Source organism: Mesorhizobium sp. M0189 (genome assembly GCF_040322135.1).
Taxonomy (GTDB): Bacteria; Pseudomonadota; Alphaproteobacteria; order Rhizobiales; family Rhizobiaceae; genus Mesorhizobium.
The window spans coordinates 1-25,019 of sequence record NZ_JAMYSW010000025.1 but is presented as its reverse complement, the minus strand read 5'-3'; the positions used below and the strand labels follow the sequence as shown (position 1 = coordinate 25,019).

The 25,019-nt window shown below is 62.0% G+C and carries 34 protein-coding genes; 11 read left to right on the top strand and 23 right to left on the bottom strand.

Annotated elements, in window-relative coordinates; all coding sequences use genetic code 11:
• Positions 1–101 precede the first annotated feature (101 nt).
• Positions 102–983: an AraC family transcriptional regulator gene (locus NKJ09_RS29200; RefSeq protein WP_023719192.1), complete on the top strand. Its 882-nt coding sequence runs from the start codon at positions 102–104 to the stop codon at positions 981–983.
• A 99-nt stretch (positions 984–1,082) separates the two neighbouring features.
• Here NKJ09_RS29200 and NKJ09_RS29195 read toward each other — a convergent pair whose 3' ends face one another.
• The 6 genes from NKJ09_RS29195 to lgt all read right to left on the bottom strand — a co-directional run bounded on the left by NKJ09_RS29195 (position 1,083) and on the right by lgt (position 6,992).
• Positions 1,083–2,018, bottom strand: a complete 936-nt coding sequence (locus NKJ09_RS29195) for a ribose-phosphate pyrophosphokinase (RefSeq protein WP_023678427.1) — start codon at positions 2,016–2,018, stop codon at positions 1,083–1,085.
• A gap of 253 nt (positions 2,019–2,271) precedes the next feature.
• Positions 2,272–2,892 (bottom strand): hypothetical protein, encoded by a 621-nt coding sequence (locus NKJ09_RS29190; protein ID WP_023719191.1) that lies wholly within the window; start codon positions 2,890–2,892, stop codon positions 2,272–2,274.
• A 54-nt stretch (positions 2,893–2,946) separates the two neighbouring features.
• Positions 2,947–4,098 (bottom strand): M24 family metallopeptidase, encoded by a 1,152-nt coding sequence (locus NKJ09_RS29185; protein WP_352496091.1) that lies wholly within the window; start codon positions 4,096–4,098, stop codon positions 2,947–2,949.
• Positions 4,098–4,886: a peptidoglycan editing factor PgeF gene (gene pgeF / locus NKJ09_RS29180; RefSeq protein WP_023719190.1), complete on the bottom strand. Its 789-nt coding sequence runs from the start codon at positions 4,884–4,886 to the stop codon at positions 4,098–4,100. Before pgeF ends, NKJ09_RS29185 begins: the two co-directional genes overlap by 1 nt.
• A gap of 169 nt (positions 4,887–5,055) precedes the next feature.
• Positions 5,056–6,144 (bottom strand): class I SAM-dependent methyltransferase, encoded by a 1,089-nt coding sequence (locus NKJ09_RS29175; protein WP_023719189.1) that lies wholly within the window; start codon positions 6,142–6,144, stop codon positions 5,056–5,058.
• Positions 6,141–6,992, bottom strand: a complete 852-nt coding sequence (gene lgt / locus NKJ09_RS29170; protein ID WP_352496092.1) for a prolipoprotein diacylglyceryl transferase — start codon at positions 6,990–6,992, stop codon at positions 6,141–6,143. The genes NKJ09_RS29175 and lgt overlap by 4 nt, the downstream gene beginning before the upstream one ends.
• 130 nt (positions 6,993–7,122) lie before the next feature.
• On the opposite strand from lgt, the gene NKJ09_RS29165 reads away from it, so the two are divergent.
• The 3 genes from NKJ09_RS29165 to NKJ09_RS29155 all read left to right on the top strand — a co-directional run bounded on the left by NKJ09_RS29165 (position 7,123) and on the right by NKJ09_RS29155 (position 8,621).
• The gene (locus NKJ09_RS29165; protein ID WP_023719187.1) at positions 7,123–7,425 is read left to right on the top strand and encodes an accessory factor UbiK family protein; all 303 of its coding nucleotides are present in this window, start codon (positions 7,123–7,125) and stop codon (positions 7,423–7,425) included.
• A 329-nt stretch (positions 7,426–7,754) separates the two neighbouring features.
• A complete protein-coding gene (locus tag NKJ09_RS29160) occupies positions 7,755–8,255 on the top strand; it encodes a type III secretion system chaperone family protein (protein WP_023678420.1) in 501 nt (166 codons plus the stop codon).
• A gap of 6 nt (positions 8,256–8,261) precedes the next feature.
• Positions 8,262–8,621, top strand: a complete 360-nt coding sequence (locus tag NKJ09_RS29155; protein WP_023719186.1) for a tRNA-binding protein — start codon at positions 8,262–8,264, stop codon at positions 8,619–8,621.
• A gap of 11 nt (positions 8,622–8,632) precedes the next feature.
• On the opposite strand, the gene NKJ09_RS29150 is transcribed toward NKJ09_RS29155, so the two are convergent.
• From NKJ09_RS29150 to NKJ09_RS29135, 4 genes are all read right to left on the bottom strand, one after another.
• Positions 8,633–9,655, bottom strand: coding sequence for a glycosyltransferase family 4 protein (locus tag NKJ09_RS29150; RefSeq protein ID WP_023719185.1), 1,023 nt, complete (start codon positions 9,653–9,655; stop codon positions 8,633–8,635).
• A gap of 204 nt (positions 9,656–9,859) precedes the next feature.
• Complete coding sequence (locus tag NKJ09_RS29145) at positions 9,860–11,275, bottom strand: ATP-binding protein (protein WP_023719184.1); 1,416 nt, start codon at positions 11,273–11,275, stop codon at positions 9,860–9,862.
• A 51-nt stretch (positions 11,276–11,326) separates the two neighbouring features.
• Positions 11,327–12,046 (bottom strand): response regulator, encoded by a 720-nt coding sequence (locus tag NKJ09_RS29140; RefSeq protein WP_023719183.1) that lies wholly within the window; start codon positions 12,044–12,046, stop codon positions 11,327–11,329.
• On the bottom strand, positions 12,033–12,560 hold the full coding sequence (locus NKJ09_RS29135) for a MarR family winged helix-turn-helix transcriptional regulator (RefSeq protein ID WP_023719182.1): 528 nt from the start codon (positions 12,558–12,560) through the stop codon (positions 12,033–12,035). The genes NKJ09_RS29140 and NKJ09_RS29135 overlap by 14 nt, the downstream gene beginning before the upstream one ends.
• A gap of 249 nt (positions 12,561–12,809) precedes the next feature.
• On the opposite strand from NKJ09_RS29135, the gene NKJ09_RS29130 reads away from it, so the two are divergent.
• From NKJ09_RS29130 to NKJ09_RS29120, 3 genes are all read left to right on the top strand, one after another.
• On the top strand, positions 12,810–13,703 hold the full coding sequence (locus tag NKJ09_RS29130; RefSeq protein ID WP_352483089.1) for a branched-chain amino acid aminotransferase: 894 nt from the start codon (positions 12,810–12,812) through the stop codon (positions 13,701–13,703).
• A 145-nt stretch (positions 13,704–13,848) separates the two neighbouring features.
• Complete coding sequence (locus tag NKJ09_RS29125) at positions 13,849–14,163, top strand: hypothetical protein (RefSeq protein ID WP_023719180.1); 315 nt, start codon at positions 13,849–13,851, stop codon at positions 14,161–14,163.
• A gap of 180 nt (positions 14,164–14,343) precedes the next feature.
• Positions 14,344–14,985 carry an MBL fold metallo-hydrolase gene (locus NKJ09_RS29120; protein ID WP_352496093.1) on the top strand — a complete coding sequence of 214 codons (642 nt, stop codon included), beginning with the start codon at positions 14,344–14,346 and terminating at the stop codon, positions 14,983–14,985.
• Between the two features lie 80 nt (positions 14,986–15,065).
• Here the strand turns inward: NKJ09_RS29120 and NKJ09_RS29115 are convergent, their stop codons facing one another.
• The 3 genes from NKJ09_RS29115 to NKJ09_RS29105 form a co-directional block, all read right to left on the bottom strand.
• Positions 15,066–15,476 carry a BA14K family protein gene (locus NKJ09_RS29115; RefSeq protein WP_023719178.1) on the bottom strand — a complete coding sequence of 137 codons (411 nt, stop codon included), beginning with the start codon at positions 15,474–15,476 and terminating at the stop codon, positions 15,066–15,068.
• A 191-nt stretch (positions 15,477–15,667) separates the two neighbouring features.
• A complete protein-coding gene (locus NKJ09_RS29110) occupies positions 15,668–15,880 on the bottom strand; it encodes a cold-shock protein (RefSeq protein WP_006202521.1) in 213 nt (70 codons plus the stop codon).
• 229 nt (positions 15,881–16,109) lie between these two features.
• The gene (locus tag NKJ09_RS29105; protein ID WP_006202520.1) at positions 16,110–16,322 is read right to left on the bottom strand and encodes a cold-shock protein; all 213 of its coding nucleotides are present in this window, start codon (positions 16,320–16,322) and stop codon (positions 16,110–16,112) included.
• A 506-nt stretch (positions 16,323–16,828) separates the two neighbouring features.
• Between NKJ09_RS29105 and NKJ09_RS29100 the strand changes: the two genes are divergently transcribed.
• Positions 16,829–17,227 carry a Kazal-type serine protease inhibitor domain-containing protein gene (locus NKJ09_RS29100; RefSeq protein WP_023719177.1) on the top strand — a complete coding sequence of 133 codons (399 nt, stop codon included), beginning with the start codon at positions 16,829–16,831 and terminating at the stop codon, positions 17,225–17,227.
• A gap of 10 nt (positions 17,228–17,237) precedes the next feature.
• Here NKJ09_RS29100 and NKJ09_RS29095 read toward each other — a convergent pair whose 3' ends face one another.
• Genes NKJ09_RS29095 through NKJ09_RS29080 form a run of 4 tightly spaced genes read right to left on the bottom strand, consistent with a single transcriptional unit; the run spans position 17,238 to position 18,182 of the window.
• Positions 17,238–17,462, bottom strand: coding sequence for a hypothetical protein (locus NKJ09_RS29095; protein ID WP_023719176.1), 225 nt, complete (start codon positions 17,460–17,462; stop codon positions 17,238–17,240).
• Positions 17,463–17,497: 35 nt separating this feature from the next.
• Entirely contained in the window at positions 17,498–17,635 is a 138-nt protein-coding gene (locus NKJ09_RS29090) for a hypothetical protein (RefSeq protein WP_023719175.1), read from the bottom strand.
• A 38-nt stretch (positions 17,636–17,673) separates the two neighbouring features.
• A complete protein-coding gene (locus NKJ09_RS29085) occupies positions 17,674–17,919 on the bottom strand; it encodes a hypothetical protein (RefSeq protein WP_023719174.1) in 246 nt (81 codons plus the stop codon).
• Entirely contained in the window at positions 17,916–18,182 is a 267-nt protein-coding gene (locus NKJ09_RS29080) for a hypothetical protein (protein ID WP_023719173.1), read from the bottom strand. Before NKJ09_RS29080 ends, NKJ09_RS29085 begins: the two co-directional genes overlap by 4 nt.
• A gap of 334 nt (positions 18,183–18,516) precedes the next feature.
• On the opposite strand from NKJ09_RS29080, the gene NKJ09_RS29075 reads away from it, so the two are divergent.
• The 3 genes from NKJ09_RS29075 (at position 18,517) to NKJ09_RS29065 (ending at position 20,782) form a co-directional block, all read left to right on the top strand.
• Positions 18,517–18,699, top strand: coding sequence for a hypothetical protein (locus NKJ09_RS29075; RefSeq protein ID WP_023719172.1), 183 nt, complete (start codon positions 18,517–18,519; stop codon positions 18,697–18,699).
• 9 nt (positions 18,700–18,708) lie between these two features.
• Complete coding sequence (locus tag NKJ09_RS29070) at positions 18,709–18,975, top strand: DUF1488 family protein (protein WP_023719171.1); 267 nt, start codon at positions 18,709–18,711, stop codon at positions 18,973–18,975.
• Positions 18,976–19,147: 172 nt separating this feature from the next.
• Positions 19,148–20,782 carry a tetratricopeptide repeat-containing sulfotransferase family protein gene (locus NKJ09_RS29065; protein ID WP_352496094.1) on the top strand — a complete coding sequence of 545 codons (1,635 nt, stop codon included), beginning with the start codon at positions 19,148–19,150 and terminating at the stop codon, positions 20,780–20,782.
• A 118-nt stretch (positions 20,783–20,900) separates the two neighbouring features.
• On the opposite strand, the gene NKJ09_RS29060 is transcribed toward NKJ09_RS29065, so the two are convergent.
• The 6 genes from NKJ09_RS29060 to NKJ09_RS29035 form a co-directional block, all read right to left on the bottom strand.
• Positions 20,901–21,254: a DUF1428 domain-containing protein gene (locus NKJ09_RS29060; RefSeq protein WP_352496095.1), complete on the bottom strand. Its 354-nt coding sequence runs from the start codon at positions 21,252–21,254 to the stop codon at positions 20,901–20,903.
• Between the two features lie 71 nt (positions 21,255–21,325).
• Positions 21,326–21,754 (bottom strand): VOC family protein, encoded by a 429-nt coding sequence (locus NKJ09_RS29055; protein WP_352496096.1) that lies wholly within the window; start codon positions 21,752–21,754, stop codon positions 21,326–21,328.
• A gap of 128 nt (positions 21,755–21,882) precedes the next feature.
• Positions 21,883–22,056: a hypothetical protein gene (locus NKJ09_RS29050; RefSeq protein ID WP_023719167.1), complete on the bottom strand. Its 174-nt coding sequence runs from the start codon at positions 22,054–22,056 to the stop codon at positions 21,883–21,885.
• A gap of 105 nt (positions 22,057–22,161) precedes the next feature.
• Positions 22,162–23,691: an ABC-F family ATP-binding cassette domain-containing protein gene (locus tag NKJ09_RS29045; protein ID WP_352496097.1), complete on the bottom strand. Its 1,530-nt coding sequence runs from the start codon at positions 23,689–23,691 to the stop codon at positions 22,162–22,164.
• Between the two features lie 329 nt (positions 23,692–24,020).
• Complete coding sequence (locus tag NKJ09_RS29040) at positions 24,021–24,479, bottom strand: hypothetical protein (protein ID WP_352496098.1); 459 nt, start codon at positions 24,477–24,479, stop codon at positions 24,021–24,023.
• A gap of 30 nt (positions 24,480–24,509) precedes the next feature.
• Positions 24,510–24,788, bottom strand: a complete 279-nt coding sequence (locus NKJ09_RS29035) for a hypothetical protein (RefSeq protein ID WP_352496099.1) — start codon at positions 24,786–24,788, stop codon at positions 24,510–24,512.
• Between the last annotated feature and the right edge of the window lie 231 nt (positions 24,789–25,019).

Here is a 25,019-nt window from a genome sequence, read left to right as displayed (position 1 = left end):
GCTCCCGCAGGCGGTCTTATGGGCCGGCTGCCTTATACGTTGCTTGTCACGCGACTTCTTTCGTGGTTTGGTCCAATAGTTTCGCAAGTGGGCCATAGCTGATGCCGCATGGCAGGGAAATGTTCAGAGCGGGCGATACCGATCTTGGGCTGTTGCATGAGCGTCGCTGGCAATGGCTGGAGCAGGCCGTCGGGCCGGCGGTGGCGCTGCCGACCGAATATCCGGACGGCTATCACGTGCCGCGGCACCATCACAGCCGCAGCCAGTTGCTGCACGCGCTGGTCGGTGTCGTGCTGGTGACGACGCGGCATGGGCGCTGGATGGTGCCCCCCGACCACGCGATGTGGATCCCAGCCGGCACCGAACACTCGGTTGAGATGCTGGGCGACGTCAGCATGCGCTCCGTCTATGTGATGCCGGAGGCCATTCCCGGCCTGCCGGACGGGTTGCGCGTCGTCGGCATCACCGACCTGATGCACAGCCTGATCGTGGAATCGGAAAAGCTGCCGCAGGGCGCCGAGCTGGAGGGGCGGGGCGGGCTGATCATGAAGCTCCTGCTGCACGAAATCCCGAACCTGCCGCAACGGCCACTCGGACTGCCGTTCCCGTCCGACGCAAGGCTGGCAGCGCTGTGCCGGCGCTTCGTCTCGGCACCGTCACCGCACGCGACGATCGATGAATGGGCCGCTATCGTCGGCATGAGCCGCCGCTCTTTCACCCGCGCCTTTCATCGCCAGACCGGATTGTCGCTGTCGACTTGGCGCCAGCAGGCCTGTCTGTTCGCGGCGCTGCCACGGCTGGCCGACGGCGAGCCGATCACAAGGGTGGCGCTCGATCTCGGCTATGACAGCGTGCCGGCGTTCATCACCATGTTCAAGCGCATGCTGGGAGCCTCGCCACGCGGTTACATGCGCGGCGCCCGTGATGCTGGTGAAGGTGTGCGGCGAATAAGCGGTCCGGCTCGGCCTGAGTCGCAGCCCTAAAGCGCGTCGCGTTCGACCGGTCTCATGCGACGCGCTTTAGGGTCTTGTTTTATGCATGTCGTTGTCGCAAAACCGCTGCTCACTTTTGCGCGACATGTATTAATCGAACAGGCTCGACACCGATTCCTCGGTTGCCGTGCGGGAGATCGCCTCGCCCATCAGTTCGGCGATGGAGATGACGCGGATATTGGCGGCGTCCAGCACTGCCTGGGTCGGCTGGATGGAATCGGTGATGACCAGTTCCTGCAGTTTCGAGGCGCCGATGCGGGCGATGGCGCCGCCGGACAAAACGCCATGGGTAGTATAGGCGGTGACACTGGTGGCGCCGTCGGCAAGCAGCGCATCGGCCGCGTTGCATAGCGTGCCGCCCGAATCAATGATGTCGTCGATCAACAGGCAATCCTTGCCGCGCACGTCACCGATGACGTTCATGACTTCCGATTCGCCGGGGCGCTCGCGACGCTTGTCGACGATGGCCAACTGGGCATCGATGCGCTTGGCGAGGGCACGGGCGCGGACCACGCCGCCGACATCCGGCGACACCACCATGACATTGGCGAGCTGCTTGTATTTCGCCTTCACGTCACGCGCCATCACCGGCACGGAAAACAGATTGTCGGTCGGGATGTCGAAGAAGCCCTGAATTTGCCCGGCATGCAGATCCAGCGTCAGCACCCGGTTGACGCCCGCCCGCGTGATCATGTTGGCTACCAGCTTGGCCGAGATCGGTGTGCGGCCGGAGGCGCGGCGGTCCTGCCTGGCATAGCCGAAATAAGGAATAACCGCAGTGATACGCTTGGCCGAGGAGCGCATGAAGGCGTCGATCATGATGAGCAGTTCCATCAGATGATCGTTGGTCGGGAACGAGGTGGACTGCAGGATGAAGACGTCCTCGCCTCGCACGTTCTCCTGGATCTCGACGAAGATTTCCTGGTCAGCGAAGCGCCTGACGCTGGCCTTGCCCAGCGGAATGTTGAGGTAGCGGGCGACTGATTCGGCCAGCACCCTGTTGGAATTGCCCGCGAAGAGCTTCATGCACCGTTCCTGGCGAAGGATTGAGAGACTCCGATAGCACTCCAGCCTCTTAGTCGGGCTTTTAGCGGCCCGCGCCGGTATTGCAAGCGTCGTGAATGGGAATCCGCCGGCTAATCTCAATAATCGCTTACGGCTTGACGATGCGGCGATAGGTCTACTTCGATGCCGACAGAATCGGGATAGCTTCTATCTTTCAGTCTGAGCATGCTCTTTTCCGAAAACCGGATTCCACTTTTCGGAATCATGCTCCAGGTCAGCCGGCGCCGCCGCCAAGCCAGGTGACGAACTGGTCGATTGTCTGGTCGGCAATCGCCTGCATGGTCGCCGGCGCGACCGCCGCCCAGCCTTCGCCGCCACCCACGGAGGGCGCCTTCTGCTGGCCGTTGATGCGATGCAGCCGGTTGCCGGCCGGGTCATAGATGTCCCAGACATAGATGACGGTGGTGTCCTTGCCTTCCGTCATGGTCGAGAAATAGCCCTTGAGCACGTGCGTTGGGGTCTGGTCGGTGCTGCCGGCCAAGGTGATGCCACGCTGCCTGGCGCGTGTCTGAAGCTCGGCGGTCAGCGGTGTCGCGGCTTCTACCGAGGCGCCGACGATCGGCGCCACCTGCAGCCGGGTTCGCGCAATGGCAGCGGCGCTTTTGGCGGGCGGCACGGCTGCTGCCGCCGGAGGCTGCGCTGTATCTGCAGTTGGCGCGGTGCCGGAAGACGGCGCCGCAGTTGAGGGGGGCGTTGCGGCGCCGCCGGCTCCGGGCAGGGATTGGGTCGATTGCGGGGCGATGGCCGAGGGTTCGAGAACGTCCTTCGCATTGGTGCAAGCCGCCAGCGCCAGCGCCGCGAGCAATGACACGGTCGTCACATGCGATCGTCTCATTAGCCTGAAAACTCCTTGCCGACGAACGCCCCTCACACTTTTTCCATTATGGATTCACTGCACGATCAAGTCGAGATCATGGCGGGACAGCGGCTTCGGCTGGGATTCGGTCGTCAGGTAGGTGCGGCCAAGGGTCATCGCCGTTTCGGTTTCGGAGTCCATGATGATCATATGGGCGAACAGCGTCATGTTCGGCGCAATCGGTTCGGGATTACCCTGATAGAACATCGGCATATCCATCCAGGACGGGGTGAAGCGGGCGCCGAGCGAATAACCGCAGGCATTGAGCCGGTGCTTGGTCAAATTGTGGGCTTCGAGCGTGCGGGCATGGGCGTCGAACACGTCGCCGAACGTATTACCAGGTGTCATCGCCTTCTCGACTGCAAGTAGCGCGGCGCGGGCGGCATCGAACAATTCCTGGTGGCGTTTCGATACCTTGCCGGTCAACACCGTGCGCATCATTGCCGCATGGTAGTGATGGAAGACACCGGCCCATTCGAGTGTCAGCTGGTCGTTCTTGGTGAGCTTGCGGTGACCGGCCTTGTAGCGGCAGAGCAGGGCGTCGACGCCCGAGCCGATGATGAACTCGTTGGCCGGATAATCGCCGCCGCCGGCAAAGATCGCGCCTTGCATGGCGGCGAGGATCAGCGCCTCATCGCCGCCCTGCTTGATCAGCGGCAGTGCTGCGTCCAGCGCGTCGTCGGCCAGATTTGCGGCTTTTTCCGCCTTGGCGATTTCGGCCGGGCTCTTGAACAGCCGCAGCCGGCTGACAATGCCAGAGGCATCTGCGATCTGCCCGAAGGTCTGCAACTGCTCGTCGAGGCGCCGGCCATTATATGCCGTCAGGCCGTGGGTGTCGTATTCGACGCCGATGCGGGCGCCGAGCAGGTCAAGCTCGTTGAGCAAATTGCGCAGGTCGACCGCCGGATTGGCGCCGTTGCGATCCGTCCACAAAACGATGTTGTCGATGATCGAGGTGTGGCGTGCCTGGCGCAAATCGGCCGAACGCGTCAGCAGTACCATCGAGCCGTCGGCCTTGACCACCAGGCACTGGAAAAAGCAGAAGCCGAACGTGTCGTAGCCGGTTAGCCAATACATGCTTTCCTGCGCAAACAGCAGGACGGCGTCGAGCTTCTTTTCGGCGATCTCGATCATCAGTCGATCGCGCCGCGCGTCGAATTCCGAGCGTTCGAAATGCAGCGCCATCAGTCAGTCTCCAAAACGATTGCCGAAACCTGCCGTCCGTAGTCGGGCTCGTTGCGATGCGTGCTGCGCCGATAGGAGTAGAAAAGCTCTTCCTCGGCATAGGTGCAGCGGCCGAGCCCTTCGGCATTGACGCCAGCCTTGGTCAGCCGGTCGACCGTGTAGCGGTTGAGATCGAACATCGCGTGTCCGGCATTTGCGGAGGGCGCGAAATAGCGGGCATTACCGGCATCGGCGTCGACGAAGCGGGCGACGAATTCCGGTCCGACTTCGTAATTCTGTGGGCCGATGGAAGGACCGAGCACTGCGACGATGCGGTCACGCCGGGCGCCGAGGCTTTCCATTGCCGCGATGGTGTTTTCCAGCACTCCCGTGAAAGCGCCTTTCCAGCCGGCATGGGCGGCTCCGATAATGCACGCCTCGGCGTCAGCGAAGAGGACCGGTCCGCAATCGGCGGTCGAGGCCCCGATGGCAATGCCCGGCCGGTCGGTGACGATGGCGTCGGCCTTGGGACGCTCGCCGGCAAAAGGTTCCCTGGCGATGACGACGTCCGGCGAATGAACCTGATGAGCAGTCAGCAGATGGCTTGCCGCCACGCCCATCCATTCGGCGACGCGGCGGCGATTCTCGCGCACCAGCGTCTGGTCGTCGCTCGATCCGGTGCCGATGTTGAGGCCCCGGTAGATGCCGCTGGAAATGCCGCCGACGCGTGTGAAGTAGCCGTGGCGGATGCCTTGCGCCGTTTCCAGCAAGGGCGACCGAACGGGATCCGGTTTGGTCTGATTCAGCATGGCGGCTTTGTTGTCCGTATGGGCGATTTCGTCAAGCGCGTTGAAGGCGGCGAGTTGAAGGTAGGCAAGTTGAAGGTAGGCGAGTTGAAGGCGGGCGCAGTTGAAGGCGAGTGCAGTTGATGTCGGGCGCAGCCGGAGAGGGGAGAGTGGTAGAGGCGACAGCGAAAAGTCAATCCGCGCTTGCGAACGGCGGAACGGCAATGCCGGGAGGAAGGATGGCAAGCACCTTGAAGAGCTCGCCCATCGCCTGCTGACCGGCGAGGCGCTCGACGTCGGCCGCGATCTTTTCACGAGCTGCCTCATCGGCATTGGCGCCGAGCCGGCCAGCTCGTTCGAGAAGCCCCATCTTGAGCAGGAATTCACCTTGCGTGGAGAGGTGGGCATCGAGGCTGTGTGCCCGAACGGTTGCAGCGAGGGCAGCGAAATCGACATGGGCGGTGAGGTCGGCCTCCCCCGGATTCGCCAGCACGTCCTCATGACCGTGCTTGCGCAAGGCCTGCAAGGTGTCGCCGATGCCGGGCTGGAGGTGACCGTAGTCGAGAAACAGGCCGGCGCCGCCAAATCCGGCAAGTCGCCCGGCGATGGCCGCCATCAGGGCGGCGCGGGCTGGCGCCACCTCGACGATCGCACCTTGCGGCGCATTCTCGGCATCCTCCGGCAGCAGCATCGGGTCGAGCGAGCCGGCGCCGACGAAAAAGCGAAGCTGGTTCGCATCGTCGAGACCGATCATCCGTTCGCGCCAGCCGGCTCCGGCGCGGACGAACTGGCGAATAGGCACCGCGTCAAACAGCTCGTTGCCAACAATCAGAAGCTGCCCCTGCGGTAGTGTGTCGATGGTTTCATTCCAGGCGATGGTGGCCGACGTCCCGGCAAGCGTCCGTTTCTGGACCTCGGTCAACCGCGGACTGGTCTCGATCAAGGCGAATGATGCGCTGGCGGTAAGCGTCGGATCGAGCCGCGAAAGCGTGCGCAGCATATCTCTCATCAGCGTGCCGCGGCCGGGGCCTATTTCGGCGATGGCGACCGGCGTCGGCCGGCCGATCGCCAGCCATGCCTGGTAGAGCCAGACGGCGACCAGCTCGCCAAACATCTGGCTGATCTCCGGCGCGGTGACGAAGTCGCCGGCGGCGCCGAACGGCTCGCGTGTCGTATAATAGCCGTCCTGCGGATCGAACAGGCAGAGCGCCATGTATTCGCTGATGGGGATCGGTCCCACCGCACCGATCAGCTCGGCGATGCGGGTCTTCAGCGGCGTCATGCGGGCTGCGGTTTTGTCACCGGCTTGGCTGTAGCCATCGCCCAGATGCCGGCCAGCACCATCGGCAGCGACAGCACCATGCCCATGGTGAGCCAGCTCGTGCCAAGGAGATAGCCGAGCTGCTGGTCGGGCTCGCGGAAGAATTCGACGAAGACGCGCGAGGCGCCATAGCCGGCAATGAAGGCGCCGCCGACGAAGCGCGGCGTCTTCAGCTTGAGCCGCGAATGAGTGAGAAAGCGCAGGACAAGGAACAACACCAGCCCTTCGAGCAGCGCCTCGTAGATCTGGCTCGGATGGCGCGCAAATGGGCCGCCATTGGGGAATTCGAATGCCCATGGAACGTCGGTCGGTCGGCCCCATAGTTCGGAATTGATGAAGTTTGCCAGGCGAACGAGGCCAAGCCCCACCGGCACGCCGGCGGCAACAACGTCGAACAGCGACCATGTGCGGATACCACGCGACCGGGAAAACAGCGTCATGGCGAGAATGACGCCGAGCAGGCCGCCATGAAACGACATGCCGCCCTGCCAGACGGCGACGATATCGAGCGGATTGGCGATGTAACGCGGCAGGTCGTAGAACAACACGTAGCCGGTGCGTCCGCCGAGCACCACGCCGATGGCCGCCCAGACGATGAAGTCGTCGAGATCCACGGGCTTCATCGGCAGGGTGCCGTCGGGCCAGAGTTTCGGGTTGGTGACGAGGCGCTTGGCATACCACCAGGCGAACAGGATGCCGACGATGTAGCCGACGCCGTACCAATGCACCGCCAGCGGTCCGATCCGGACGATGACTGGATCGATGTTGGGGAAGGGCAGGGCAGCCAGCGGCAGCAAATATTCGCTCAACAGGGTCTCCCGGTTCCGGTCAGGTTCGGGCGCGGACCATGCGGCAGGGTTTTGGCAGGGTCAAGGCGAGCATATGCTTGCATTCCGCATCGTGCGCCACTACGTCAATTCGACCAAGCGAGGATTTGCCATGGCGACCGGACCGAACCGCATTCTCGATGAATTCGCCAAGCTGATGACCGACGCAGCCGGTGCCGCGCAAGGCGTGCGGCGCGAGGTGGAGACCGCCTTCAGGGGCCAGGCCGAGCGGATACTCAACTCTATGGACGTCGTGCAGCGCGAGGAATTCGAGGCCGCTCGCGACATGGCGGCGAAGGCCAGGGAAGAAAACACCCGCCTCGCTGCTCGCATCGAGGCGCTCGAGGCCAAGCTCGCCGAAATGACCGGGCAGGCGGCGCCTGCGGCTTCGGCAAAGCCGCGTGCAAAAAAATAATAAAAATATTCGTTAAACTTTTCCACAAAGCCGGATCGCAAAAAGCGCTTTGTCGTGAATCGCTTACCGGTACTGCGTGGATCTTTCCGACAGCGCCTTTCCACATGCGAATGACGCAGTGCGAAAAATTGGGCTGGTCACGCGACTCCCGATCAATAGACTGAATTTGTTGCATGATTCGGAGCAGGGTCATGCGCCGGGCGGTGGGGTCCGGTCCGGGGTCTTTGCGTTGACGAAGTCCTGGCCGTCCGAGTTCTAGACAGAATTGTTCGAGTGTGCCTCTCCCGCGGAGCGTGTGGTGGCGCTCCCAGAACGACAGGAAGCATTTCATGGAACTTCTCGAACTCGAATTCTCCCGCGAAATCCATCCGGTGGATGTTATCGAGCAGGTGGCCCACAACAACGACTGGTCCTTCGAGCGTGCCGGCGACGACGAGATCTCGATCTCGGTTGCCGGAAGCTGGACCGACTACCACGTTTCATTCTCCTGGATGGAGGACTACGAGGCGCTGCACCTGGCCTGCGCTTTCGACATCAAGGTGCCTGAGGCGCGCGCGCTCGAGGTGATGCGGCTGCTTTCGCTGATCAACGAGCAGATGCTGTTTGGCCATTTCGACCTCTGGGAGCAGGAAGGCGCCATCATGTTCCGCCAGTCGCTGCTGCTGGCCGGTGGGGTTGAGCCGTCGAGCCAGCAGGTCGAGGTGCTGCTGTCGTCGGCGCTGGAAGCCTGCGAATGCTATTTTCAGGCCTTCCAGTTCGTCGTCTGGTCGGGGACTTCGGCCAAGGACGCGCTCGCCGGCGTGCTGTTCGAAACCTACGGAAACGCCTGATCATCGATGAGTTCGAGCAACGCGAGAAAACCCGAGATCAGCTTCGCCGATTTCGACCGCGTCGACATCCGCGCCGGCACGATCGTCGAGGCCGAGCCTTTTCCCGAGGCGCGCAAGCCGGCGATCAAGTTGAAAATCGATTTCGGTCCCGTGATCGGGGTGAAGAAATCCTCGGCCCAGATCACGAAATACTATACACCTGAAAGCCTGATCGGCCGGCAGGTGTTCGCGGTGGTCAATTTCCCGCCGCGTCAAATCGGGCCATTCATGTCGGAAGTGCTGACGCTCGGTTTTCCCGATGAAGAGGGCGCCGTCGTCCTCGGCGCGATCGAGCGTAAGGTGCCGGACGGCGGCAGGTTATTCTAACTGCGGTTTGCTCAGGCGGCCAGTTTTCGCGTGGTACCCAGTGCTCCTTCGACCGTTTCCATGAACATTTCTGCACAGGCCTTCCAGCTGTAGCGCATAGCACGTTGCCGCGCCTCGGTGCGGTCGACGAGAAGCGCGGCGAGCGCTGCTTGCCTCAGCTCTTGCGAGACTGCGCCGCCTATGCCGTCGCCCACAATATCGATCGGCCCGGTGACGGGATAGGCTGCGACAGGCGTGCCGCTGGCCAACGACTCGATAATGACGTTGCCGAATGTGTCGGTGCGGCTGGGGAAGACGAAGACGTCGGCCGAGGCGTAGATCTCGGCCAGTTCGTCGTTCGGGCGATGGCCGAGAAAATGGGTATCGGGATATCTGGCCTTCAGCTTCGCCAATTCCGGCCCTTCGCCGACAACCACCTTGCTGCCGGGCAGGTCCAGGTCGAGGAAAGCCGGCAGGTTCTTCTCGATCGCGACGCGGCCGACGCAGAGGAAGATCGGTCCCGGAAGCCCCAGGTCCTTTCTTTTATCCGGCCGAAAATGATCGGTATCGACGCCACGCGTCCATGGCCGAAGCTTGGTGAAGCCGCGTGCCGCAAGATCGTCGGCAAGCGACTGGGTGGCGACCAGCGTGCCCTGTCCTGAATTATGGAAATCGCGCAGCCAGCGATAGGCCCATGCTTCTGGCACCGGCAGACGCGCGCTCAGATATTCCGGAAAACGTGTGTGATAGCTGGTCGTGAACGGACGGCCGGCGTTGCGGCAGTAGCGCCGCGCCATAATGCCGAGCGGTCCTTCGGTGACGATATGGATGTGATCCGCCTTGCGTGCCTCGATCAGCTGCGCCACGCGGTGCGGCGTCGTCAGCGCCAGCCTGATGTCGGGATAGGTCGGCAGAGGCAGGGTGCGAAAGATGTTCGGCGTCAGGAAGTCCGTCTCGACATCGAAGGATTTCAAAGTCTCCGAGAGGCGCTCCAGCGTGTGGACGACGCCGTTGACTTGCGGGCGCCAGGCATCGGTGACCATCAGGATGCGCATGGCGGTCGCTTGGCGGAGAGCTTGATTGCTTTGCCGCGATGCCTGAACGGCGACCACGCCGCCGCTCTGGCCTCGCACCAGCGCACCCGGGCAGGCGCGGGGTCGAAATGAGGCCGCAGGGCCGAATCAATCAGGATCGCGCGCTTCATTGGCGCTCTTCACCATGGTTTCATGACGGGCGGATGAAGGCCGGCCTCGCTCCCGTCAAGCCGGAACCTTGATCACCGCCCGCAGGCCGCCGAGCGGGCTGCGTTCGAGGACGATGTCGCCGCCATGGCTGCGGGCAATGTCGCGTGCGATGGAAAGGCCAAGGCCGGTGCCGCTGGCGTCGAGGTTGCGGGCCTCGTCCAACCGCACGAAAGGCTTGAATACATCCTCCCGCTTTTCGGGCGGAATGCCCGGACCGTCATCGTCGATAGTGACGAGCAGCGAACCGCGTCCATGATTGGCATTGATCTCCACCGTCTTGGCATAGCGGAATGCATTGCCGACGACGTTGGACAGCAGCCGGGCAAAGGCATTGGGGCGCACATGGACATGCGGATCGCCGGCAAGCACGGTCGACAGCTTGCGCTTGCGCAGCGCGGCTTCCTCGCGAAGCTTGTCGAAGAAGGCTTCGAGGTCGAACCGGCCGGCGTCTTCCGATGCTTCGCCGCGTGCAAAGGCAAGGTAGCCTTCCAGCATCGACTGCATGTCGTCGATATCCTGGTCGAGTGCCTGGGTGTCGGCCGCCTTGGTCCCGGCCAGCGCCAATTGCAGCTTGAAGCGGGTGAGGATGGTCCTCAGATCGTGGCTGACGCCGCTCAGCATGGCGGTGCGCTGCTCGAGCTGGCGTTCGATGCGTTCGCGCATCTGGATGAAGGCAAAGCCGGCGCGGCGGACTTCCTCGGCGCCGCGCGGGCGAAAATCGCGAGGCATCGGCCGGCCTTTGCCGAAGCTCTCGGCCGCCTCGGCCAGCGTCAGAATCGGCCGGATCTGGTTGCGCAGGAAGGGAATGGCGATCATCAGCAGCACCAGTGAGGTGCCGACCATCCAGATCAGGAAAATATGGGTGTTCGATGCATAGGCCTGGCTGCGGCGCACGAAGACCCGCAGCACCTTGTTCTCGAGCTGGACGCGGACCTCGACGATATTTGAATTGCCGACCGTATCGATCCAGAACGGACGGTTGATCTGGCGGGTGATCTCGGACGAAAGGATCTCGTCGAGGATCGAGAAGAACGGCTTTGGCCCGGGTGGCGGCAGCGGGTCTGGCGGCAGGAGGTCGACCTTCAACTGCATGCGATCCTGGGCGATGCGGATGACGTTGGCGTAGTCGGCGTCGTGCGGATAGGTCTCTATCAGGTCGATGATGGCGGCGATGTCGCGCACCGTGGCCTGCGACAGGCGCTGCGTCACGGTCTGCCAATGGCGCTCCATGAAGACAAAGGCGACGACCGACTGCAGCATGATCATTGGCGCGATGACGATGATCAGCGAGCGGGCATAGAGCCGCTTCGGCATGTAAAGCGACACCAGGCGCCAGAAACGGTTCCAAGCGCGCGGCACGGCCTTGAGCGCCCGCGTCGCGCGGGCGCTCAAGCCGCCATCTTCCGGCCGTTCGAGTTGCGTGGTCGCCATTCGTCTTTTCGCTCACCGGCGGCCCAGCAAAGGACCGCTGTCGGCGGCATTCTATTCCACGCTGAGCCGATACCCAATACCGCGCACGGTCTGCAGCCAGACCGGATTGGACGGATCGCGTTCGATCTTGCGGCGCAGCCGGTTGATCTGGACGTCGATCGTGCGCTCGCCGACCTCGGACTCGTCGCCGACAAGCTCATGCCGCGGTATCGTTTCGCCGGCACGCGCAGCGAAGATCGCCAGGATTTCCTGCTCGCGGTCCGTCAGCTTGAGCGCCTCGCCGCCGCGCTTCAGCTCACGCCTGGCGATCTGGAAGGTATAGGGGCCGAAGACCAGCTGTTCGACCTTGGGCGTCGTCGCGGGGCCGCCGCGGCGCAAGATATTGTTGATTCGCAGGATCAGCTCGCGCGGGTCGAACGGTTTTGGCAGATAGTCGTCGGCGCCGGCCTCGAGCCCGGTGATCCGGCTGTCGGTTTCGGACAGTGCGGTGAGCATCAGGATCGGTACGTTCTTTTCCGCCCGCAGCGCCTTGGTGAGATCGACGCCGCTTTCACCCGGCATCATGACGTCGAGCACGATCAGATCGAAATCGAGGCCGGTGAGCTTGCGCCGCGCCTCGCCGGAATTTCCGGCAACGGTGACGCGAAAACCGTTTTCGGTCAGATACTGTTTCAGAAGATTGCGGATTCGGGTGTCGTCGTCGACCACCAGCAGATGCGGCGCGTCGTCTTCCGGTGCTGTCGGATGATCAACCCTCTCAATGGTCTCCATGGCTTTTCCCTGACATCTTTGCGGGCACAATGTCGATCTGCGCCCTTAGTTCCGGATTGACCATCGCCTCAAGGAACCGTTCGATAACGGCGCGTTCGGTGGCTCCGGAATCCTCCAATGCAGCATGGATGCGGCGCGACTGTGGCCGCGCCAGTGCCAGCGCCAGCGCACGGCCCTTGGCCGTCGGATAAAGCTCGCGCTGGCGGCGGTCGCGAGGGCCCTGCAATTGCACGATATGGTCGGTGTCGATCAGTTGCTTGAGCACGCGCGCCAGGCTCTGCTTGGTGATCTTGAGCACGTCGAGGAGCTCGGCGACCGTCAGGCCGGGCCGGCGATTGACAAAATGCAGAACCCGGTGATGAGCACGGCCAAAACCGTAGTCGGCCAGGATCTGGTCCGGATCGGAGGTAAAGTCGCGATAGGCGAAGAAGAACAACTCGATGATGGCGAAATCGATGCCATCCTCGTCGGTGATCGCCGTCCTGATCGGCTCTGCGGCTGCGTGGCTCGTCATCTTTTCTCCGTGTGAAGCAGGAAATTATGTCAGCACTATTGACGTATTTTCCGCGCGATGGTAATTTTTGGCAAGCTTTTCGGCGGATTGCGAACGAAAAGGCAAACGAAGCCCTTTTTTCCGGAACTTCCTGAGTTTGCCAGACCTTAAATATCCGCCTACGCTTTGAGACAATGGCCGCCCGCGGCGGCCGAGGCGAAACACGCAACGACACAATGATGTGCGGGCTGCCGCCCGCGGGAGGTTACCATGGCATCCGTTCCCTTCGACCAACTGGACGGCTTTATCTGGATGAACGGCGAATTCGTCAAATGGGCCGCCGCCAAGATCCACGTCTTGACCCACGGGCTGCACTACGCCAGCGCGGTATTCGAGGGCGAGCGCGCCTATGGCGGCGAAATTTTCAAGCTGACCGACCACACCGAACGCCTGCATGAGTCGGCGCGCCTGCTTGGCTTCAAGATACCCTACTCGGTCGCCATGATCGACGACGCCTGCCGCACGCTGTTGAAGAAGCAAGGTTTCCAGGACGCCTATGTCCGGCCGATCGCGTGGCGCGGCAGCGAACAAATGGGCGTTTCGGCGCAGAACAGCCGGATCAACTGCGCCATCGCCATCTGGCAGTGGCCGAGTTATTTCGACCCGGCGCAGAAGCTGAAGGGCATCCGCCTCGACATGGCCGAATGGCGCCGCCCCGACCCGCGCACCGCACCGTCGAAATCGAAGGCGGCCGGCCTCTACATGATCTGCACCATGTCCAAGCATGCCGCCGAGGCCAAGGGCTATGCCGACGCCATGATGCTCGACTGGCGTGGCCAGGTGGCGGAAGCGACAGGCGCCAACATCTTCTTCGTCAAGGACGGCAAGATCCATACGCCCAAGCCCGATTGCTTCCTCGACGGCATCACCCGCCGCACGGTCATCGGCCTTGCCAAGGACCGCGGTTTGGAGGTGATCGAGCGCGCCATCATGCCGGAAGAGCTTGAAGGCTTCCAGCAGTGCTTCCTCACCGGGACAGCGGCCGAGGTGACGCCGGTTTCGGAGATCGGCCCGTACCGATTCGAGGTCGGTGAGATCGCCAAGACGCTGATGAATGACTATTCTGCAGCCGTTCAACCCAACCACGCGATTGCTGCAGAATAACGAAAGTCACAGCTTTTTTATCAAGTAGGGGCGGTTTTCGGGCCGCCCCTTTTATTTAAGCGTTTGCGCATTTGACTTTCGTCCAATTCGGCGTCTCATGATGGCGTCGGCCCGGGAGGCTGGCAGCTATGGAGGGATTGGAAATATGGATATGAACACGCTTCTTCCGATCATTATTCAGGTGATTACGGGTATCATCGGTGGTCAGGCGGTGGGCGCGGCTATCAAGACGGCGGCGATGGGTCAGCTTCCCAAAATCCTGGGCGGCGCTGTTGGCGGCGTCGGCGGGGCGGCCATCCTCAGCAGCCTGCTGGGCGGTGGGGCGGTCGATCCGGCAGCAGCCGCCACGGCGGCAGGGGCCGGCAGCGCGTTGAACATTCCCAACATCGTTGGCGGTGCCGGCGGCGGCGCCATCCTGACCGGCATCATCGGTGCGGTCATGAACGCGATGAAGAAATAAGCTTCGACGTTTCAGGCTTTTCAAATGGGCGGCTTCGGCCGCCCATTTCGTTTGCCGTTTGCGGGAGCGGTGGACGCCGTCCGCGTGTGTCTCTACATCAGGGCCTGATTCAACAAGGTTAGAGCTTTCCTGACGCGTTCGAGGGGACGCGCGGAGCTCCGACAGTGTGAAAGGACAAATATGGGTCAGCTCAACGCCGGCATCGTGCCGGTCACGCCGTTCCAACAGAACTGCACCATCCTCTTCGACATGGACGACAGACAGGGCGTCGTCGTCGATCCGGGCGGCGACATCGACAAGGTGCTGGCGGCGCTCAAGGACAATGCGATCACTGCCGGCGCGATCTGGATCACGCATGGCCATATCGACCATGCCGGCGGGGCCATGGAACTGAAGGAGGCGCTCGATATCGAGATCATCGGCCCGCATGCCGCCGACCGTCCGCTGCTCGCCAATCTCGAGAACCAGGCAAAGCGCTACGGCATCACCGATCCCGTGCGCAACTGTGTCCCCGACCGGTTCCTCGCCGAGGGCGAGACCGTTTCGTTTGGCTCACAGGTGTTTGAGGTATTCCATTGTCCGGGCCACGCACCCGGCCACGTCGTCTACTATAACCGGGCGGCGAAGTTCGCCCATGTCGGCGACGTGCTGTTCCGCGGTTCGGTCGGCCGCACCGACCTGCCGGGCGGCGACCACGCCGCGCTGATCGCCTCGATCAAGGAGAAGCTGTTGCCGTTGGGCGACGACATCGGCTTCATCTGTGGCCATGGTCCCGGCGGCCGTTTTGGTGAGGAGCGGCGGAGCAATCCTTATTTGGTCTAAAGCCGGCCTGGTCTGAAACCGCGAAAAACAAAAAGCGCCACCCACCGGGCAGCGCTTTTGTTCAGGACAGGAAAACTGTCTTAGTTGGCGGTGCAAAAATGCTGTTCGCCGTCATAGCCAGTGAACGTGCCGGTACGCGCGTTGAAGCTCTGGTAGCGGTCCGAGCAGTATTCGTACCAGCCGCGGGTCCACGGCTCCGCATAGCTTTCGGCATAGGCCACTCGCGGCTGCACGTAATAACGGCGCACCGGGGCAGGCCGGTAGTATTCATCATCATAGGCCGGGTCGTAATAGCGGGGCTGCGGGCTGGCGAGGGCACCGCCGATCAAGGCACCGGCCGCAAGACCAAGGACGCCGGCCGCAACGGCGTCGCCGTGGCCGTGGTGGCGGCGGTGATGGCGCCATTCATCGGCACTGGCCGCAGGCAAGGTCGCAAGCGTGGTCGCAACGACCGCGGCGGACAGGATGGCAGTCTTGAAAATTCCGTTCATGTCGGTCTCCTTCGTGCCGGCCCGGGTCGTTTTCGGGGGGATGCGGTCCGGCTTTAACGAAGATTAATATGCGACCGTGGCTGAACGGGGGCTGAACGAAATTTGACCAAGCGGTTCATTTAACTGGGGTTCAAACATGCGGCAAACACCGCAGGCCAGACCGGCCCACGTCCATTCTGTCCGGGGCTGGTTCAGCCGATCGACAGGTTGACGGCTTTCGGACCCTTGCCGCGCTTGTCCGGCTCGGTGTCGAATGTCACTTTCTGCCCATCCTCAAGACCGGGAAGACCCGACGCCTGCACGGCCGAAATATGGACGAAGACATCCTTTGCCCCGTCGTCCGGCGTGATGAAGCCGAAGCCCTTGGCGTGATTGAAGAATTTGACGGTGCCGGTCTGCGGCATGGGAAGCTCCTTTGATCCCACAAGTCCAGTCTCGGGCCGGCAAATGCCCGGACGGAAATTTGTCCTTTATTTTAGTGCCATCGGCAAGAGAAAGTTTTGCGGGTGCCGGCAAGCATCCCGGAACACAAAAGGCGCGACGAAAACCGCCGCGCCTTTATAAAATTCGAGTTCACACCAAAAGCCTTGCAGCATCCTCACACACCCGAAAGGACGCGCGGCACGCCGCCGTTCAGGCGGCGCGGAGATTGACCGCTTTCGGACCCTTACCCATACGGTCGGGCTCGACATCGAAGGTGACCTTCTGACCGTCGACGAGCGTGCGCAGCCCGGAAGCCTCTATCGCCGAGATGTGGACGAATACATCCTTGGCGCCGCCATCGGGCGTAATGAAGCCGAAGCCTTTGGTAGCGTTGAAGAATTTAACGGTGCCGGTCTGGGCCATTGGGGAAACTCCTTCACCCGTGTCAGTCTTGGTGGTTCCGCCCGCCGCCTGGCGCCGTGGGCAAGTCCCGGTGGTTGCTTCGGCAGTCATGCATTGGCGCATGGTAAAACCCCCCGCCGAAAACGGGGCTGTCAGAGATTCACAGTATCGGGGAAAGGTCGTCCAAAACGTTCCGCTCTCCGGGTCGCAAATGCCCGAACACAAAATTTATCGCACGGAAACGTGATGCTTGCAAGATAGAGCCGCGGGCGGCCCAACAGGCGCATCCCGACGCATCGCACCGATAGAACTGGTTCTCCGCGCGGTCATCGGCCAGACGCAACCCAGGCATGGTCCAGCAAGCTGGGCCGGTGCTGTTTGGCTTTGCGCCGGCATACCGCCTTGGTTTGCATGCGCCAGGCTGCAAACGGGGTTGCATTTGGCAGCAGAATGGCGAGATTGACGAAGATCGGCCCGATGCAGGCGCGATTACGCGGGGGCGGGAGTTTTCGAGGGAGGGAATATTCATGCGGCTTCTTGCGGCAATCTTCTCGCGGCAGGGTTTTTCCATCTTGTTCCTGTCGGCAATTCTTGCGGCCTGCACCGTCGTGGTCGACGAGGGGCCAGGGCCGCGCCCGCCACGGCCGGGGCCGCAATTCTGCACCAAGCAATATGACCCGGTCTGCGCCAGGCGCGGCGGCGACCGCCAGACCTTCGCCAATGCCTGCCTTGCCGAACGGGCCGGATACCGCATCATCCGGGACGGCCAGTGCCGCGACGGCGGTGGCGGCGGTGAGGAGCAGACATTCTGCACGCGCGAGTATGCCCCGGTCTGCGCTCGTCGCCATGGCGAGCTGCGCACATTCCCCAACGAATGCGAGGCCCGCGCGGCGGATTATCGGGTCGTCGATGATGGGCCGTGCTAGCGCACCGGCCTCACTGTTCGTCCAGATAGGCACCATCGGCGGGGCCGACGTAGAGCTCGGCGCCGTCCTCGTTAGAGATGCGCAGGCGATCGGGGATCTGCGGCATCATCAGCGTGTGAAGCAGCGTGGCGGCGCCTTGCAGGGCGGCGCGCAGGTTCGGTGCCTCCAGCGACACTCGATCGAGTGTCGCTTCGTCGGCATCGCGCGAGCGGTAGAACTCGATGACGAAGTTCAAGCACGCCTCCAGGCAGATTGTCGTGCGATCGAACCCTAGCCTTTGGACTTGGGTTTCACAGCGGTCTCCGCCTGCTTGACCGCCGAGCCGAAGGGCGAGGCCGGTTTTGCCGCCACCTTGTCCTTCTTGGGCTTGCGTGTCTCGCGATTGCTGCGCTGTTGACCCTTGGCCATTTTCTGATCCCTTATACGTGTTGCGGATTGCTTTCGGCTCAGTTGGCCGGGTTGTCGACCGGTTCGAGATTGTCTTCCGTGGTGACCCGCTCATAGGTCTCCTGATCGCTGCGAATGCGATATTGCGGCGAGCCGTCCTTGACCGGCAGCCGGCTCTTTATCTGGAACAGCTCCGCGGTCTTTTGGGCAAGGCCGGTGCGGCTCTTCATGCGAACAGTCTGGCCGACGGTGAAGATATGCGAGGGCGTGTCCGTGCGCCGCGCACTCTGCTGGAAGCGGATCATGTGGCATTCTCCTGGTCGTGCCGAAGCGCTGCTTCGAGTTCGGCGTGGTCGACGGCGACAAGCCGGCCGGTCGGGCTTTTCACCGTCCTTGCCGGCAGATGGATGAAGGTGGCGACGCGGCGCCAGGCAAGCCACGACATGCCGTCGATCAGTTCCTCGTCGTGGTCGATGTCATAGTCGCCGGCCGGCTGCATGCCATCCAGGCCGCCAAGCACGAAAGGTGCCGCGAAATGCGCGATGGAATGAGTGGTGCGGGCAGACATTCTCGTGCCTTGAAGTTTCTTTCCGGCCTGGCTCCGGAAGCGGAGCCTGCATTGCGGTACCAGGTGTCGGCGATTTGGATCAGTTTGGCGGGCCGAGAACCCTGACGCCGCGAGGGCCCAAGCATGACCCAAAAACGGTTTCATACCATTAGTCCGAAAATGCGGCTTATTCAAGAAGATTCCGGCCTCTTACCCCTACCAACGCAAAATTACTTTTCTATAGTTATTTGCAGAACGATGATACGATCCCGGTGCACCTCAAAAATTGTTTGAAGAACTTCCGGAAAAATTCCTCCGGCATTTGTATTTATTTAGGTATGAAAGGAAGAGAGTCATGAATTCCGCAAGAACACCGGATGTCCCGACAGTTGCAGTCAATCCCGTCGCAAAGCCGATAAAGGTTATGTCGCCACGCCTCACGATAAGAAGCGACGAGGCGGCAAGGCGAAGGCTTGCCGATACCGACGGCACGGTGCGGCGGGCGCGCCAGCTTGCCGAAAGCAACCGCCTGATTTGACGCGCAGCCATGACACTCAATTTTCCCAATCCCAGCCGCTCCTACGACGCGGCGGCCAAGCGCATTCGTTTCGTCGGCCATGACGGCATGTTCGAAGTCCCGTTCTTCGTCGAGGTTGCGGCACTTTCGGCGGCAAACCCGGCCGCAAGCGGAGCCGAGGCCGAATTTCTCAGTGCCTTCGACGCCAAGCGTTCGTCGATCCACGATATTGCGCGCGAAGCCTACTCGCATGGCCGCAGGAACATGTATGTGCTGACGCCGGCCGACTTCCGCTAGTTTGGGGTTTGCTCCATAGTGCCCGTCGTCTGCTCTTGCACGCGCCGCAGCGATGGCCTAGATCGCGGCAGGCGGACAACACGGCAGGTTTCCCATCAACAGAAATCCGAGACAACCGGCAGGCGCACGTTACGGCTCAGGCGGGCAGCCGCCGCTGGGGCTCGACCAGTACGTGCAGCAGGCGCTGCAGCTGCACCAGGCGGGGCGCCGGCAGGAGGCCGAGGCGCTTTACCGTCAGGTGCTGGCGCAAAAGGCTAACCACTCGGCCGCCGCGCATTTCCTCGGGCTTCTGCTGCACCAGACCGGGCGCAGCGCCGAGGGGCTGGCGCTGATCGAACAATCGGTTCGGCTGCAGCCGAACAATCCGGATTTCCTCAACAATCTCGGCACCGTGCTGCGCGACCTCGGGCGGGTCGCGGCCGCAGCCGATCTCTTCCGCAAGGTGGTGGCAACCAGGCCGGACCAACTGGCGGCGCGCGACAATCTCGGCTCGTCGCTGAAGCAGCTCGGCCAATTCGAAGGCGCCGAGGATATTTATCGCGGTACGATCGGTCGCAACCCGTTCCATGTCCGCGCCCGTGTCGGGCTTGCCGAGACGCTGCAGGAAGCGGGCCGGCTGGATGAGGCATTAGCTGTTTTTCGCGAGGCGCTGACGATCCGGCCGAAGGATGCCGATCTTTTGCATGGCCTGGGTGTCGGGCTGATGGAAAAGGGCAGTCTCGACGAGGCTGCGGATCTTTTCAGGCAGGCGCTGGCGGTGGATCCCGGCATGGCAAGGGCCTGGCTAATGCTCACCCAGGTCAAGCGCCAGAAGGAGCGCGACGCCGAGCTTGCCCGGATGGAGGCGGAGCACGCCAAGGCGCCGCAAGGCAGCCTGCCGCGCATGCAGCTTTCCTTCGGCCTCGGCAAGGCCAATGACGACCTCAGGGATTATGGTCGCGCCTTCGACTATTTCGCCGAAGGCAACGCGATCCGCCGCCAGGGCATCGACTACGACGCCGACAAGACGCGCGGCGAGTTCGAGGCGATGAAGGCGGTGTTCGACAAGGCGTTTTTTGAAAAGCACAGGCCGAGCGGGATTACCGACGACACGCCGATCTTCATTGTCGGCATGCCTCGTTCCGGTACCACGCTGGTCGAGCAGATCATCGCCAGCCACCCGCAAGTCTATGGCGCTGGCGAGCTCAGCATATTGAAGACGGCGGTCGGCAAGCAGTTTCCGCTCAGCATGAAGGGCGGCTTTCCCCGGGGCATCGCCGACATGTCCGATAAGGCCTATGCCGAGGCCGGCCAGGCCTATCTCGATATGCTGCACGCCCGCTATCCCGGGTTCCGGCACGTCACCGATAAGATGCCCGGCAATTTCCTGTTGGTCGGTTTCATCCATATGATGCTGCCGAAGGCCACGATCATCCATTGTGCGCGCGATGCGGCGGCGACCTGCCTGTCGATCTACAAGGTGCACTTCCGCGGCGACAGCCACCGCTACGGCTACGATCTCGGCGAACTCGCCGATTTCCACAATCTCTACACCGACATCATGGCGCACTGGCACGCCGTGCTGCCTGATGTCGTGCACGACGTTCGCTACGAGGATTTCGTCGCCGACCAGGAAGGCCAGTCGCGAGCACTGATCGCCCATCTCGGCCTGCCATGGGACGACGCCGTGCTGTCGTTTCACCGGACCGACCGGCCGGTGCGCACGGCGTCCGCCGCGCAAGTGCGGCAGCCGATGTATCAGGGCTCGGTCGATCTGTGGAAGCGCTATGGCGACCGGCTGAAGCCGCTGCTCGACAGGCTGGCTTAGAGCGCCGCTGGGCCTAAAAGCGCGTCGCGCTCGATCGGCCTCATGCGACGCGCTTTAGATCCTTGTTTTTATGCATGTCGTTATCGCAAAACCGCTGCGCAGTTTTGCGCGACATGCATCAAAGCTCCATAAACGGCTGAAAGCCGCCGAAGATCATGCGCTTGCCGTCGAACGGCATTGTCGACCAGTCCGACTTGAGGCGTGGGTCGGCCATCACCTTGGCCATCACCGCGTCGCGGCTCTGGCGCGATTCATAGACGATCCATGAGAAGATGACGATCTCGTCGTCCTTGGCCTGCACGGCGCGCGGGAACGAGGTGATCTCGCCATAGGGCACGTCGTCGCCGACGCATTCGACATAGGCAAGCGCCCCATGCTCCTTCCAGACGGCGCCGGCGGTTTCCGCCAGCTTCTTGTAGGCATCGAGCTTTGCCTTCGGCACGGCAAGTACGAAACCATCGACATAAGACATCTGATTTCCTCCATGCGATTGTTTTCCGCCCTCTTGAGCGGTGATTTCAGGTACAAACCTGTGTGGGGATCCTAAGCTTTCTTCACCGGCGCGTTCATTGCCCATTCGACGCCGAACGGATCACGCATATTGCCCCAGCGGTCGCCCCAGAACATCACCTGTAACGGCACGACTTCCTCGCAGCCCGCCTCGATGGCCCGCTTCCACCAGGCATCGATGTCGTCGCTGTCGAGATGAAGCTGCATGGTGTAGCCCTGCGGCTTCACAGCGGCCATTCCATGCTCGGGATAGAAGTCGGAAAGCATCAGCGTCGAACCGTTGACATGGAGATGAATGTGCATGGTGCGGCCCTGTTCGTCCGGCGGATAGGCAAAGACCTGCTCGGCACCGAAGGCTTTTTGGTAAAATTCGGAGGCTTTGAAAGCGCCGTCCAGCTGAAGGTAGGGCGTCAATCCGCCAAGCACCTTGGCGGCGGGCTGGGTCTGCGGCTGGTCATTCATGTCATGCTCCTCTTTGCGTCTGATTTGCCTTTGCGAACCACAGGACGAACGGAACGGCGACGATCCTACACGGCCGATGGTTTTTTGGATTCGAAATGGCGCCTGCCGCGAAGGCCAACTGCCACCTTTCAACCTTCGATGCGAATCCGCGGGCTGTTTTGCGCGTCGACGACGATTTCCGGCCAGCCGATATCTTTGCGCAACTCGATCGGCAATGAAAGGATGGCGCGTTCGCTACGATAACGGGCGCGAGCCGCCGAGTAACGTGTCACGGCGTGACCTATGGATGACAGAATAGACATGATGCTTTCTCCTCGATTGGCGCCGGCATCACCGTGTCGGCAACCCAAGGACGTGGCATGCGATCATCATCCGACAGAGCGCCGGAATTTTTTTTCCACAATTTTTCAACCGTCGGCCTCGGCAACCTCCCGGAAGAAAGCTTCCGGGTCGTCGACCTCGGTCAGCCGCCGTTTCTCGATCAGCCAGAAGCGGTTGCCAACCGCGCGGATGAAGGAGCGGTCGTGCGAGGCAAGCAGGCAGCTTGCTTGATGTTCCAGCAATTCCGCTTCCAGTGCCTCCTGGCCGTCGATGTCGAGGTGGTTGGTCGGCTCGTCGAGTAAATAGAAGTTGGGATTGGCGAGCCTGAGCGCCAGCATCATCAGCCTCGCCTTCTGTCCGCCCGACAGCACGCTGATCCTGCGCTCCTGCATGTCGATGCTGACGCCGGCGCCCGCGAGCAGCGAGCGGGCGCGCTGCTCGCCAACGTCGAATCCGCGCGAGAGCATCGCCAGCGGCGTGTCGTCGCCGCCGATGCCCGACAATGCCTGGTCGCTATAGCCGAGCACGGTCGACGGCGTCACCTTCAGGCTTTGCGCCGCCGTTTCCGGCTCGACGATGGCGTTCCGGATCAGGCCGATCAGCCGTGATTTGCCGACGCCGTTACGGCCGAGCAGGACGATGCGGTCGCCTTGGCAGATGTGGCGCTTGCCGGTGCTGAACAGAACCGTCCCGTCAGGTGTTCCGACCACCAAATCGTCCAGCGTGATCAGCACCTTGGCATGGCTGCCGCGATTGGCGAGCTTGATCGCGCCCGCCGATCTTTCGCGGTGTGCCGGCGCTGCCGCTTCTTCCAGGCGCTCTGCCCGCTGGTTGAGCTGCTTGGTCTTGACCGTCAAAAGGTCGCTGCCGGAATTGATGCCGATATTGTTGAGCTTGGCCGCCTGCCGGCGCAGCTGCTGCGCCACTTTCATGTCGCGCTGGAATTTGCGCTCGGTCGAAGCGTCGACCTCGTCCAGCGCAAGCCTCGCCCGTGAATAGGGCAGCGAGAACACCGGTGACTGTTCGGGGCGCAGGAACATGGTGCGGTTGGTCGTCGCGTCGAGGAACGCCCTGTCGTGGCTGGCGATCACCACGGGCACCTCACGCGGCAGCGCGTTCAGCCAGGTCTCGAGCTGGCTGATCTTGCCGAGGTCGAGATGGTTGGTCGGCTCGTCGAGAAGCAGGACGTCGGGATCGGTGACCCAGACGCGGGCGATCAGCGCCAGCCTTTGCCAGCCGCCGCTCAATGCCCGCATCGGCCGCTCGCGCATCGGCTCGGGTACGTCGAGCGAATCGAGGACCACATCGACGCGCCACAGCTCGCTTTCGGCGTGCTCGGCTGGCAAGGCGTCGGCCACCACCTCATGAAAGCTGCGCCCGGCCAGCGCTGCGGGAATGACCTGCTCGACATAGCCGACGCGCAGGCCGCGCGTGCGGGTGATGTCGCCTGATGTCGGCTCCATCTCGCCGGCCACGCACTTCAGCAAGGTAGATTTGCCGCGGCCGTTGGCGGCGACGATGGCGAGCCGGTCGCCGGCGCCGATGGTAAGGTCGAGATTGGAAAACAGCGGCGCACTCATGGTGACGCCGAGGGACTTGAGGCTGATCAGGGCCATGTCGATTACTCTGGTCTGTCCGGACTGAATTCCGGTTCAATGCACTTGACGGTGCGCAGGCTGGCCATCAGGCTCGGCGTTGCAGCACCACGAAGGGCGGACCAAAAAAATCGAAGCGGGAGAACCCGGACCGTCTCTGGTCAGCCCTGCAAGCAAGCTCGCAGGGCAGGGACAGGGCCGCGCTGACGGTGGTGGTCGATATGCACGCAGCCCTCCTTTCAGGACGTTCGAGTATAGGGATTGGGTTACACCAGGGGCGGAGCCGATGGCAAGTGGCGCGTTCGGCTGCTCGCGCTAGGCTGATTCCAACAACGGCGGGTTTGCGTTTTCTAGACGCCTTTGGTCGCCCAAGTCTCACGAATGCGATGATCAGTGTTGTTTAGGGCAGTATCGCCTTCGCTAGTGGAACTATCGCCGGCAAAGTAAGCGATCGCGAGTGCCGCCCTCTGGCCGTCGTAATGTCCAATTTCCTGCATCACGGCAGAAGCTTCGCGCCACGGTAGCGGCTCGTTTTGAATCAGAGCTCGTGCACAGCGAAGCATTGGCTGTTTTAATGGATGGTCAGGTCCCAGCGACCATTCCTCGACAAGCTCAAGCAATCTTTCCTTCGAAACTGCCTCAGTGACGGGCGGGCGGCATAGCTCATGGAGAACATAAAAGGCCGCATTGAGTGAGATAGACCATCCTTGCGCGATGACAGCTGAAGCGGAATTTGGATCCGCATATGGAAAGCGAGCGTCGATCGAAAGTTCAAAAGGAACTTCAGCGGATTTGTCTTGAAGCAGCATCACACCATCGTCTCATGCAAGCGGGCGACACTAGACGGACCTCAAGTGGCCACCGCTTGTTCCGAGTTCCTTGTTCCGGTCAAGCAGGAAATGGCCGAACACCGCGCTTCTGCTGAGATCGACAACGACGACGAGAAGGGAATTGAGTCTGCCAGTGCCGATCAGCACTTGGTCAAATCGGTTTCGAGCGTCCCGGTAAACATACCGAACGTCGTTCAGATGTGGTACGCCAATCCGATCCAGATTCAGTGCGCGGATATACGGCCAAATATCCACGGCAGTATCCGCCGTGGCGGTGACGTCGGTCATAGGCTCTGCAAAACAAGCCTTGAATTCGTATTCCTCAAGTCTGCGAGTGACGACCATTGCCTATTCTAGGAGATGGCTCCGGAAGTTCGCAACGGTGCGGCAGACGGGCGCCTCCCTTCTCCCCTTGTGGGGCCTTTGCACAGAATCGGATTGGTGATTCTGTGGCATGGTCGCTACGGGAGATTCGCGGATGGTTGATCGTGTGCTTGGTCAATTGAGCTTGGCGGACGG